Source organism: Flavobacterium ranwuense, from assembly GCF_004349315.1.
Lineage (GTDB): Bacteria > Bacteroidota > Bacteroidia > Flavobacteriales > Flavobacteriaceae > Flavobacterium > Flavobacterium ranwuense.
On the sequence record NZ_SMLH01000009.1, the window covers coordinates 14,095 to 27,310 of the forward strand.

5 protein-coding genes and 2 pseudogenes are annotated in these 13,216 nt (G+C 35.4%); 5 read left to right on the forward strand and 2 right to left on the reverse strand.

Annotated elements, in window-relative coordinates; translation table 11 throughout:
• Positions 1-450: 450 nt before the first annotated feature.
• A pseudogene (locus E0I61_RS16605) lies at positions 451-1,956 on the reverse strand (fibronectin type III domain-containing protein); the annotation flags it as partial.
• Between the two features lie 63 nt (positions 1,957-2,019).
• Positions 2,020-5,997: pseudogene (locus E0I61_RS16375) on the reverse strand (reprolysin-like metallopeptidase); the annotation flags it as partial.
• A 1,088-nt stretch (positions 5,998-7,085) separates the two neighbouring features.
• On the opposite strand from E0I61_RS16375, the gene E0I61_RS13325 reads away from it, so the two are divergent.
• From E0I61_RS13325 to kdpB, 5 genes are all read left to right on the forward strand, one after another.
• Entirely contained in the window at positions 7,086-8,429 is a 1,344-nt protein-coding gene (locus tag E0I61_RS13325; RefSeq protein ID WP_165930233.1) for a sigma-54-dependent transcriptional regulator, read from the forward strand.
• A gap of 200 nt (positions 8,430-8,629) precedes the next feature.
• Positions 8,630-8,911, forward strand: coding sequence for a DUF7674 family protein (locus E0I61_RS13330; RefSeq protein WP_131993111.1), 282 nt, complete (start codon positions 8,630-8,632; stop codon positions 8,909-8,911).
• A 142-nt stretch (positions 8,912-9,053) separates the two neighbouring features.
• The gene (gene kdpF, locus E0I61_RS13335) at positions 9,054-9,131 is read left to right on the forward strand and encodes a K(+)-transporting ATPase subunit F (protein ID WP_131917220.1); all 78 of its coding nucleotides are present in this window, start codon (positions 9,054-9,056) and stop codon (positions 9,129-9,131) included.
• Positions 9,132-9,207: 76 nt separating this feature from the next.
• Positions 9,208-10,929 (forward strand): potassium-transporting ATPase subunit KdpA, encoded by a 1,722-nt coding sequence (gene kdpA, locus E0I61_RS13340; RefSeq protein WP_132072010.1) that lies wholly within the window; start codon positions 9,208-9,210, stop codon positions 10,927-10,929.
• A gap of 219 nt (positions 10,930-11,148) precedes the next feature.
• Complete coding sequence (kdpB, locus tag E0I61_RS13345; RefSeq protein ID WP_132072012.1) at positions 11,149-13,182, forward strand: potassium-transporting ATPase subunit KdpB; 2,034 nt, start codon at positions 11,149-11,151, stop codon at positions 13,180-13,182.
• Positions 13,183-13,216: the final 34 nt, after the last annotated feature.

Genomic DNA, 13,216 nt, shown 5'->3' on the forward strand with positions numbered 1-13,216 from the left:
GCACCTATCTGAATGTTCCGTAGATTATTTGCAGGAGCAAATACCTCTATTGGGTTGATACAATATTTTATTTTTTTTATGACTATCCGTAACTAATACCAGCAATAATTTTTGCCACAGATTAAAGAAAAAAAGAATTAGATTTATTGGAGAAATCCATTAAAATCCTTTAAATATGCGGCAAAAAAATAAAGTGATATGACTATTCGTAACTAATACCAAACAATACTTTTTGCCTCAGATTTAAAAGATTTCCACAGATTAGAGAAAAGCGAATTCGATTTATTAGGGGAAATCCGTGAAAATCTTTTAAATCTGTGGAAAAAAAAATGTTAGTTCGCAAAGCGGACAGCATATCCTTTTTTTATCGGACAAAATGTTTTTTTGACAACATAGCAAAAAAAAGCTACCTCGAATCGAGGTAGCTTTTTAGTATAAAATTTGAAATGATTATTGCTTAATGAAACGTTTTATTACAGATTGTCCGTTTGTGGTTATTTCTAGTAAATAAGTACCGGTGTTAATATTTGTAACTGAAACAGCTCCATTTTCAACTTTTCCTTTTGAAACTTCTTGTCCAAGTAAATTAATAACTCTGTACGTAGCGTTTTCAGCTGACGATATATTTAAAACAGCTCCTTTTACAGGGTTTGGATATATATTGATATTCTGTACCTTGATGGATTCAATTAATTTGGCAGTAGAAGAAACAATATTTACGGTATAATCTTCTACTTGTCCGAAAGAGAATACCTCACACGATGTTGGAATTGCGTTGTATTTCATCGACACTCTCATTCTGGTTGAACCAATTACAGCAGTTGCTGGAATAGTAAATGAACCGGAAACTGGGGTTGTTGTTGAAGCGGTTTTAGACCATACTAGTTCTCCTGCATCGGCAAAATCACCATCCCTATTATAATCAATCCAAACTGCATATCCTTCTTTGTATTTTGTTGAAGTCCAAGACGGAGTTATTGTTATGGTATAAGCTGTTCCCCTAAATGTATTTGTAGAAATAGCAGTAAAGTTTTCATAACCAGTTCCACCAGTTGAAGTGTTGCTGATCGTTCCTAAAACTACTTTTCCAATTTTTTCACTAGCCACACTGTTTCCTTGCGATGTACAATAAATTAAAGTATTGGCTAATGTTGTCACATTTACGATATTACTTGAAGGAGATACATTTCCGGCAACATCTTTTGCTTTTACCGTAAAAGTATAGGCAGTTGAAGCTGTTAATCCAGTCACGGAATAAGTAGTGCCAGATGTTGTTCCTTGTAGTGTTACTCCCTTATAAACATCATATCCAGTTACAGCAACATTATCTGTAGAAGCAGTCCACGATAAATTTGTAGTTGTCGATGTAGTTCCAGAAACGGTTAAACTCGCGGGTACTGTTGGTGCTGTAGTATCTGGGGTAGTTACGTTTACAATATTACTTGCTGCCGATACATTTCCCGCAGCATCTTTGGCTTTTACTGTAAAGGTATAAGTGGCAGCAGTATTTAATCCTGTTACTACATAACTTGTTGTACTTACAGTTGCTAATAAAGTTACACCTTGATATACATCATATCCAGTTACAGTAACATTATCGGTAGAGGCAGTCCATGATAAATTTGTAGTTGTCGATGTAGTTCCAGAAGCGGTTAAATCCGTCGTTACTGTTGGTGCTGTAGTATCTGGGGTAGTTACATCCACAACATTACTTGTTGCCGATACATTTCCTGCAGCATCTTTAGCTTTTACTGTAAAGGTATAAGCGGAAGCAGTAGATAATCCTGTTACTTCATAACTTGTTGTACTTACAGTCGTTAATAAAGTTATACCTTGATATACATCATATCCAGTCACCCCCACATCATCGGTAGAGGCTACCCATGACAAATTAGTGGAACTTTGTGTTGTTCCAGATGCTGCTAAACTTGTGGGTGAAGTTGGTGCAGTTACATCAATTATTGGATCTAAGGTTGTAATAATAACTTCATCGCTAGCCCCAGAAATATTCCCGAATGCATCTTTTGCTTTTACAGAAAAAGCATATGGACTAGAAGTGGTTAGTCCAGTCACTGTAAAACTCGTTGAAGCTACAGTAGCAATTAAAGCAGTGTCTTGGTAAACATCATATCCAGTCACAGCAACATCATCAATAGAAGCATTCCAAGATAAAAGGGTTGACGTCTGAGTTGTTCCGGAAGCGACTAGTAAAGTTGGCACTGTTGGAGCAGAACTGTCTATAAGTACATTTTGAAAGGCAGTTACCGATTGTCCATTACCATCATCAAATGTCCAAGTGACAACTGTGGTTCCTGAATCTATAATAGGAAAGACAGTGTTTGTCATACCAGTAATAGTACCCGTGCAATTATCTGTAGTAGTTGGAGCAACGAGAGTTACTGGGTTTTGGCTACTCACAGATGCTAAAGTAGGTACTAATGGAGCAATTGTGTCGTCAATAATTATTGTTTGATTTTGAGTTGATGTATTGCCATTGCCATCATTATATGTCCAAGTTACTATGGTAGTTCCTTGGCTTGTAATAGGGAATGTAGTTGCAGTAGTTCCTGTAATTACTCCTGCGCAAGCACTAGAAGCTGTTGGAGCTGTTGCAGTAGTTGAACATTGCCCTGTTACAATAGTTAAATTCGCTACAACTGGAATTGGAGCTCCGCAAATATTTACAGCAAAAGTTTGTCCTCCCAAAATAGCTGAATTATTCCCTTTTATCGAAAATTTAAAACTATCAGAATTTGAATTGATGCCATCATTAATATAGCTTAGTAATCCATTATTAATATCGGCTTGGCTAAATACATCTCCATTATTCAACACAGTTCCATTCAATTTTAAAGTTCCTCTTGCAGGAAGCTGTGTAATAGTATAGATTAATTGTGATGTGGTAGCTCCAGGTTGTGAAGCGCTTAATTTAGATTGAAGTATCGTTGTCGTAGTACCTTGTCCAACACTTACAGGATTGTAAGTTAGTGTGATATTATTTACAATTTGTAATTTACCGCAGATGCTAATATTAAATTGATTAAATGTACCCCCTGAAGTATTTGCGACTCTGTCAGTGGCTAATAATACCCAAGTTCCAAGAGAAGAAGAACCATTAAATTTTGACAATGCTTGACTTGATTGTTTAACTCCCGAGAGCGTAGTCAAACATGGAACAGGTAGAGGAGCACCACTATCATCAAAAGTAACATCTATGTTGGCTCCATTACAATCTCTATTGTAGATTTCAGCAAAAATTCCAGTTGGCCCACTAAATTGCATTTTAATATCTGATAACAAAGGATGTGTGGCCTTCATATAAAAGTTCACATCGCTAATTATGATGTTGTCTGGAATGTCAATCCTTGCACTAACGGCATTTGTAGAATTGGTTTCCCAAGTCGAATCGTTGTTTTCAAAATAAACATTAGCATATGTTTTACAGAAATCACTGGCAATTTGAAATACATATACTTCAGAAAAGACACCACTTACACAAGGATTTATTGGCTTAACTCTCCAATAATTAATAGTTCCTTGTGTCAAAGCGTTAGTTTGATAGGAGTTTGAGGTAACAGTTGCGGATTCTGTTATAGTTGAGAAATTTGGATTGGTAGAAATTTGAACGAGATATGAAGAAGCATTAGACAAAGCTTGCCATTGCAATAACGAAGATGTTTGCTGATTTGAGGCTCCATTTGATGGGCCAGTGAGCATTACATTTCCAATTATATTATCAAAAACATTTAAGGCAACGGGGAAATTGATATTTGCACTTGTAGATGTCCCATTAAAGTTAAAGGAATAATTTCCAGCAGAAACACTATCAATAGATGATACCGTCATGGTAACACTACCAGTGTTAGTTCTTGTAGTTGGAGAAAAAGAAGCAGTTGCACCTGTAGGCAAACCAATTGCAGAGAATGTTACTATTTCATTAAATCCTGGTGCTGGTGTGTAGTTAAGTGTATAAACAGCACTTGTAGGTTTACAAACTGAAACACCACTCTGTGCTGTAATTATTTCAAACTTACCTGATTTAATTTCAAAATTAGCATTGGATAAATCAAAGAAAATGTTGGTAGCAGCTTCAACTTTAATTCTATTTAATTTGCCAACGTTATTAGGAACGGTTATGTTTTGCGATCCACTATTAGCAACTCCTGAAGCTAAAACTATTGGATACGTATAACCACCATCAGTAGATAGTTTAATATTTACCGTTGTAGAAAAAGTAACTGTATTCGTATTGGCTACATTCCATGTGATAGTTTTTGTTTCACCAGCATACCAAATTTCTGAACCTGTATTAGGTGCAGTTACTAAAAAAGGACCAGCCGTTCCTGAAACCGTTACAACACTGTTCCCTTGTTTAGTTTGACCTCCTAAAGGATTATTATCTCTAACGGTTAATCTAAAATTTAGTGTTCTTGCTATGCTTGGTAAAACCTCCCATGTAGGTGTAATGTTATCTATAATTGCATTGAGATTAGGAAAAGTTCTCGAAGGAGATGTTGTAGGAGAGAAAGATCTGAAATTTGGGCTTCCAGGATTTGTCGAAACAGGAGGCATTACACCCGTTGTTTCGTTATTCATTTGTTCCCATGTATAGGTCATTGGATTATTTTCGGCATCAGTTGCATTCCCCGTTAATGTAAAAGGTGTAGATTTGGGAATAGTATAATTTGCAATGGCAGCCAAAACAGGTTCGTTATTTGCAGTAACAGTCTCTGTTTCACAAGTGTGTGTGGCAATTGCCGCTGTCATTTGCTGAATACTGATTGCATGAAAATAAGCATCACTATTTCCTTGAACATTTGGTGCGCATATACCCGCATAGCCCATAATCGTAGAGGCACTTCCTGGTTCCATAGCTGATGTAGAAGCTCTCTGGCAGTTATTATTTTGTGTATGTCCTGCTCCAAATTGATGTCCAATTTCATGACATACATAATCTATATCAAAAGGATCAAATTGCGGTGTTACAATTCCAGTAACTCCACTTCCTTTAGACGCCGCCATGCAAGGTCCAGTACTAGCTATTCCACCACCACCAGTGCTAAAAACGTGCCCAATGTCATAATTTCCAACACCTATTAACCCTGTAATATTTGAAGTATTTGTACCTAACATTTGCGAGCCATCATAATTATCATACGGATCAGCATCTGGTATAGCATCAATATTGACATTATTTCTATATATCAATCGATCGTTATTGGCCACAAGTTGAAAAACAACAGCGAAATCTCTTTTATAGACACTATTTACACGAGTGATAGTCGTATTAATTGCTGCTAAAGCACCAGCAACGGTATTACCACAATAGGTTGTGTATTCTGAGGTACAGGCTACCGCAAGCCTATAAGTTCTTAGCTTTCCGTCGGTAGAATTATTAATCTTAGCACCCTTAGCTCCACTTGAAATTGAAGAAGTCAATTGCTCATCCATTACCGTATTACATACAAAACCATCGGTTAGGTTTTTTGTACAATCTTTTCTGTCGTATACAATATAGTTTTTGGTATCATTTTTTGCAAAGGGATCAATATAAATAGTTTTTTCGCCAGTGATAAGTCCTGTAAATCCTTCGGGAGACATACTAATATAAATCTTATTCAAAGGATTCTTTCTACTCACTCCATAAAAAGATTGAATATCTGGGTATTTTGCTTCCAAATCAGGATGTAAAGTACTTACTTTCTCAACACTAAAGCTTTCGGTAGTTCCATTTTCAAGAGGAAAATCTAATAATAAAGTTGTCGTCAGTTTATTATTTTGGGATCTTTTGGATGCAAAGCTCAAATTTGTTTTTAAAGATTTAAAATCTAATGAGAAAATTTTATATTTAGAAGGAATGATTTTTTTATCTGGTTTAGAAATGGTTTTTGAGATTTTCGATTCCTCTTTTATTTGCCAATTGTTTATTGATTGTGCTATTGAAAATTGACAGAATAATAGAAAAAATAAAAAAGCTAGACAGGTAATTTTTTTCATGTTGTTAAATTATAGGTGCTCAAATCTAAATTAAATATTTAATAAAAACAATTTGAAAACCGGTAAAATGTATTATTTAACCGATTAAAAGCGCTAATAATCATTTTTAAGTTGTTAAAAATGTTAAATATTTTGAGTTTTAAATAAATAATTTATAATAGCTGCTCGGTAAATTTATTGTAGGTGTTGATTACAAGTTCGCTTTTACTTCGCACTTGATAAAAATAGAAGACAAAGTGTAGAAAATTCAAATTTAGACATAAAAAAACCTTAAAAAATTGTTTTTTAAGGTTTTTCGTTTTTGTAGCGAGACCGAGATTTGAACTCGGGACCTCAGGGTTACGAAAATTGAAATAGGATCTTTTTATTTTATAAGTTACTGATTATTTTTTTTTGTTAAAAGTAGGTTTTATCGCTTTTTTTAATTTCCTCACTCCTTTCAATTACTATTTAGTGGTACAATTTGAACTGTAAAATGAACAATATCTAATAGTGAATTATGTTATTTCAAGAAATTATCTCAAAAATACGAATCTCGGAGATATACTGCGAAGTATGGTTTTTAATTTGCAGCAACAAATAAAAACAGAGAATTATGCTTAGACGAATAGGAGGGTTATTGGTATCTATAATAGGTAAATATTGGTGTAGATCGTTAGCAATAAAGTATCAGGAAATAACAAATCAAAGTAAAATAGTTTAAAATTAGGGTTTGGTTGTAAAAAGAAACAAACACCTACAGCATAAGTATAATTAATTGTTCACAAATCTGAATGAATTTTTAAAGCTAGAATTCACATTACTTGTAATATAAAAACATCACAGAATTAAAAATAGTATCAAAAACATTTCAGTATCAAAACTACTCGATACTTTTGTGCTTATTAAAACCTCAGTTTAAAATTCAAATCATCATACCAAAAACTAGAAGTACTGATTCATAAATAATAAAACCAAGGCTAACAATCCAAAATATAGTATTCTGTGAAACAAAAAAGACTGTGCAACCAACTGGACATGTTAACTTAGTCATCACAGAAAGTTAAGAAATAAATCTTAATTTTGTAACCTAAAATTTTATCTATTCTATCTTGAAAAACATACTCATTATTGACGACGAGGAAAAACTACGTAGCCTTCTTGCCCGAATCGTAAAATCAGAAGGCTTCGAAGTTCTTGAAGCATCCGATTTAAAATCAGGTTTAAAGAAATTAGAACATAATGATATTGATGTGGTACTTTGTGATGTCAAACTTCCTGATGGCAATGGGGTTGATTTTGTTCAAAAGATAAAAGCGGCTTTTCCTCTAACAGAAGTTATTTTATTAACTGCCTTCGGCAAAATTTCCGATGGTGTTCAAGCCATGAAAAACGGAGCTTTCGATTATATCGTAAAAGGCGATGATAATGATAAAATTATCCCATTGTTATACAAAGCATTGGAAAAAGTACAACTATTAAAAAAAGTCAAACAGCTCGAAAAACGAATTTCAGATAAATATTCCTTTGATACTATTATTGGAAAATCTAAAGGATTGGAACAAGTAATTGATTTGACCAAAAAAGTATCCAAAACAGATTCGACCGTGCTTTTAACCGGAGAAACTGGAACTGGAAAAGAAGTTTTTGCGCAAGCCATTCATGAAAATAGTAACCGAGTAGGGAAATCATTTGTAGCTTTAAATTGCAGTACTTTCAGTAAGGAAATTCTCGAAAGCGAATTGTTCGGACACAAACAAGGGGCTTTTACAGGCGCCATCAAAGACAAAAAAGGATTCATCGAAGAGGCGAATGGCGGAACTTTATTTTTGGATGAAATTGGCGAAATGCCATTAGAATTACAAGCTAAATTGTTACGTGTCTTAGAAACCAACGAATACATTCAAATAGGCGATACCACTCCCAAAAAATCAAATTTTAGGCTAATTGCCGCAACCAATCGCAATTTGAAAACCGAAAGCGAAGAACACCGTTTTCGTTCGGACTTGTATTTCCGATTAAATATTTTTGAGATTACAATTCCGCCATTACGGGAAAGAATAAAAGATATTGCTCCATTGGCACATTATTTTGTGGCACAATTTTCAGCTAAAACAAACAAGCAAACATTGTCTATTGATGTCGAATTTCTTCATAAATTAGAAACCTACCATTGGCCTGGAAATATCAGAGAATTAAAAAATATAATTGAGCGATCTGTAATTTTGGTAAATGGTGAAATACTGACCCAAGACGTTTTACCTTATGAGATGCAACATCAGGAGGATAAAACCAACAAAACACTGTCTGCTTTCTCTATGCAAAGTGTGGAAAAATTGCACATCCAGAAAGTTCTAAATTATGCCAAAGGCAATAAAGCAGAAACGGCACGCTTATTAGAAATAGGAGTTGCAACGCTTTATAGAAAATTAGACGAATACAATATTCAGTAATTTATAATCATACACTTTCGGAGTTCTGAGCCTTGAAAAAGATATCAAAACGAGAAAAGCCTATCAAAATGATAGGCTTTTTTTATGCCGTATTTTGACTGAAAATACATAAGTCACTAATTGATGGTGCTTTATATGTGTCTGTGATTTCTTGGAATACATTTTGGCATAAGCGATGAAGAACATAAAAAATCATTCTTATGAAAAATCAAGTCACTACGATTTACAAACAAGCAGAACGCTTTGCCGAAATCACTAAGACTGCAATCATTACTGGAAACATTACCAGAGCAAAAAAATGTTTGGCTTTGGCAGAGCGGCTATTTGCAACAGGAAGCAGCGAAACAAAGAGTGCCATTTCTAATGTGTATGTTTTTTCGGTTTCCTCTTTTATGGAACTGCGTCATTGCAGTATTTCCAATCTGTTTCCAAAATCGTTAAAGGCAGAATACATCAAACAAATCAATGCTTCGGGAGTGTAATGAGGCTAATCGATTGTCTAAAAGTCTAATAATCCAAATAATCTAAAAATCCATGTTAATCACCATTCTTTTACTCGCATTAGGAGCTGTGCTCTTTGCGATTTGTTTTAAATCAGTCGAATTCTTTGAAAAAATCTAAATTATGATCGCACTATTTCTTGTCGCTCTAGCCGTATTTGGCTACTTGGTTTATGTATTAATCAAACCAGAAAAATTTTAAAAAAAAATGAATTTTTGGAATTTAAGATTGTCACAGAGAATCTAAAATCTAAAATCAACAATCAAAAATTAAAATTATGAATACAGAGTTATTTGGTGTCATCAGTATTTTTATCGTCTCGATAGTTTTGGCTATTCCAATAGGAAGGTATATTGCTAAAATTTATTCGAATGATAAAACGTTACTTGACCCGATTTTCAATCCAATTGAAAAATTCATTTTTAAAATCAGCGGCATCAATGCAACTGAAGAAATGAACTGGAAGCAACATTTAAAAGCACTTTTGAGTGTAAATATGGTTTGGTTCTTTCTTTGTTTTTTTATTCTATTATTTCAAGGGTCACTATTTTTAAATCCTGACAATAATCCATCCATGTCGCCCGATTTGGCGTTCAATACCGCCATTTCGTTTGTGGTAAACTGTAATTTACAGCATTATTCAGGTGAAAGTGGAGTTTCTTATTTGTCGCAAATGTTCTTAATGTTCTTGCAATTTGTATCTGCTGGTGTCGGAATGGCAGCAGCAGCAATGGTTTTTATTGCAATGAAAGAGAGAACTACCGATAAATTAGGGAATTTTTATAATTATTTTATCAAAAGCTGTACACGCGTTTTATTGCCACTTTCTGCTATTGTTGCTGTGGCGCTGTTGTTTAGCGGAACACCAATGACATTTGAAGGAAAAGATGCAATTACTACTTTGCAAGGAGATTCAGTAGAAGTTTCTCGTGGACCAGCCGCCGCTTTTATTGCCATCAAGCATATAGGTACCAATGGTGGTGGTTTTTTTGGAGCCAACTCTGCGCATCCTTTAGAGAATCCAACTTATTTTAGTAATGCGATCGAATTATGGGCACAACTAATTATCCCGTTTGCGATGATTTTTGCTTTGGGTTTTTATCTAAAGAAAAGAAAATTCTCATACGTTATTTTTGGAGTAATGACAGTTGGTTTCTTGCTTTTGGTAATACCAACCGTTATCAGTGAACTCAACGGAAATCCAGCTATCGAAAGAATGGGAATCTCCCAAGCTACTGGAGCTATGGAAGGCAAGGAAGTTCGTTTTGGACCTGCCATTACTGGATTTTGGAGCATTGCCACAACGGTAATTTCTACAGGATCTGTTAATAGTATGCACGATAGTTCGATGCCAGTTTCAGGTTCGATGGAATTATTGGCTATGATGATCAATGCCTTTTATGGCGGATGCGGAGTAGGGATTTTGAACTTCTATATTTTTATTATTCTGGCTGTATTTATTTCTGGTTTAATGGTGGGTAGAACGCCTGAATTTTTAGGAAAGAAAATCGAAGCACGCGAAGTTAAAATTGCTGCTTTCATTGCTATTCTTCATCCTTTATTGATATTGTCAGGAACTGCTTTGGCTTCTTATTTTGCTGCGAATGATACGGCAATGGGCTATTGGTTTAGCGGAAACGCAACAGGTTGGCTGAACAATCCCGGACATCATGGATTTTCGGAAATGTTATATGAGTATACTTCGAGTGCCGCGAATAATGGATCTGGTTTTGAAGGTTTAGGAGACAACAATCCGTTTTGGAATATCACTACAGGAATTGTATTGTTATTGAGTCGTTTCCTTCCTATTATTGGACCATTGGCTATCGCAGGATTATTAGCTAATAAAAAATACATCCCGGAAAGTGCGGGAACTTTAAAAACAGATACTACCATTTTTGGAGTAATGGTTTTTGCTGTAATAGCCATCATTGCTGCTTTGTCTTTCTTCCCAGCTTTGGCTTTAGGTCCATTGGCAGAATACTTTACATTAAAATAAATAATTAATTTTTCAATGATTAGCTATAAAATTTTAACCACATAGAGAACATAGGAATTAAAAGTGGTTAGAAGAGAATCAATAGAAATTCCATTTTTCACAGAGCTATGTAAACTATATAAAAGTGAAACTTCTCAGCATAAACGATATTAAAATCTATGTTTCCATGTGGTTAAAAAAGTTAACTGAACAGAATGATTATAATAATAAAACAAAAAAATGACTAAAAATAAATCCAATTCATTGTTTGAGAGCAAGCAGGTAAAAGACGCCTTAGTGCAGTCTTTTGTAAAGCTTAACCCGAAGATAATGTTCAAAAATCCGGTAATGTTTACCGTAGAAATCGGGAATGCCATTATGCTTGCTGTGTGTATAGCCATTTTGTTTGGCGCACAGGATCAAGGTAGTTTTGCTTATAATTTCATTGTATTCTTAATTTTATTAGCAACACTTTTGTTTGCCAATTTTGCCGAAGCTATCGCCGAAGCCAGAGGAAAAGCACAAGCCGACAGTTTAAGAAAAACACGTGAGGAAACACCAGCTAAACAGCTTTTTCCTAATGGTGAAATCAAAAATATCAGTTCTTCTGAATTAAAGAAGGGCGATATTTTCGTTTGTGAAGCTGGAGATTTAATTGCAACGGATGGTGAAATTATTGAAGGATTGGCTACTATCGATGAAAGTGCCATTACTGGAGAAAGTGCGCCCGTAATTCGTGAATCTGGGGGTGATAAATCATCGGTAACGGGTGGGACCAAAGTATTGTCTGATAAAATTAAAGTAATCGTTACCAACGAACCAGGCGAAAGTTTTCTGGATAAAATGATTGCTTTGGTAGAAGGAGCAAGCCGTCAGAAAACACCAAACGAAATTGCATTAACGATTTTGTTGGCAGCCTTTACTTTAATCTTCGTGATTGTTTGTGTTACTTTGAAACCATTTGCCGATTATGCGAATGCACCAATTACGATTGCTGCTTTTATCTCCCTTTTTGTTTGTTTGATTCCAACGACAATTGGTGGTTTACTATCTGCTATTGGAATTGCGGGGATGGACAGAGCCTTACGTGCCAACGTAATTACCAAATCAGGTAAAGCGGTAGAAACTGCGGGTGATATTGATGTATTGCTTTTGGACAAAACAGGAACAATCACTATAGGAAATAGAAAAGCCACTAATTTTTATCCAGCAAAAGGGGTTTCGCAAGACGATTTCATCAAGTCGGCTGTATTAAGTTCACTTGCCGATGATACTCCCGAAGGAAAAAGTATTGTGGAATTGGCAGGAGTGGAAGTAGCTCAAAAATTGTCTGTTGAAGGTGCTACTTTAATCAAATTTACTGCCGAAACCCGAACCAGTGGAGTTGTCTTGAAAGATGGAACCAACATTAGAAAAGGGGCCCAAGATGCCGCAAAAAATATAGCGCTTCAAGCCGGAAATGATTTTCCGGATGATACTGCTCAAAGGGTTATAGCTATTTCTTCAAAAGGGGGAACGCCATTGGTCGTTGTCAAAAACAATGAAGTTCAAGGGGTTATTGAATTGCAGGATATTATCAAAACGGGAATGAAAGAACGTTTTGACCGTTTGCGAAAAATGGGTGTAAAAACGGTGATGGTTACTGGAGATAATCCTTTGACGGCCAAATTTATTGCAGAGGCTGCCGGTGTCGATGACTTCATTGCCGAAGCCAAACCTGAGGATAAAATGAACTACATCAAAAACGAGCAACAAAATGGGAAACTCGTGGCGATGATGGGTGATGGAACCAATGATGCGCCCGCTCTTGCCCAAGCCGATGTTGGTGTTGCCATGAACAGTGGAACGCAAGCTGCAAAAGAAGCAGGAAACATGGTCGATCTAGACAATGACCCAACCAAGTTAATTGAAATTATTGAAATTGGAAAACAATTGCTGATGACCCGAGGAACGCTTACCACGTTCTCGATTGCCAATGACGTAGCGAAATATTTCGCTATTGTTCCTGCGCTTTTCATTACGGCGATTCCAGCTCTTGATGGTTTGAATATCATGCGTTTGCACAGCCCGGAAAGTGCTATTTTATCAGCGGTGATTTTTAATGCGATTATCATTCCGATATTGATTCCGCTGGCTCTAAGAGGTGTAGATTATAAACCAATTGGTGCAAGTGCCATCTTGAAACGAAACCTGTTGATTTATGGTTTGGGTGGGTTGATTGTTCCTTTTATCGGAATCAAATTAATCGATTTGGTTGTAGCACTATTTATGTAAAATCAAACCTAACAGGTTTTTGAAACCTGTTAGG

Excerpts from the sequence above, each read along its gene's own strand:
- E0I61_RS13330 (WP_131993111.1), top strand. The coding sequence starts at position 8,630 with ATGAAAAATCAAGTCACTACGATTTACAAACAAGCAGAACGCTTTGCC.
- kdpB (WP_132072012.1), top strand. The coding sequence starts at position 11,149 with ATGACTAAAAATAAATCCAATTCATTGTTTGAGAGCAAGCAGGTAAAA.
- kdpF (WP_131917220.1), top strand. The coding sequence starts at position 9,054 with ATGATCGCACTATTTCTTGTCGCTCTAGCCGTATTTGGCTACTTGGTT.
- kdpA (WP_132072010.1), top strand. The coding sequence starts at position 9,208 with ATGAATACAGAGTTATTTGGTGTCATCAGTATTTTTATCGTCTCGATA.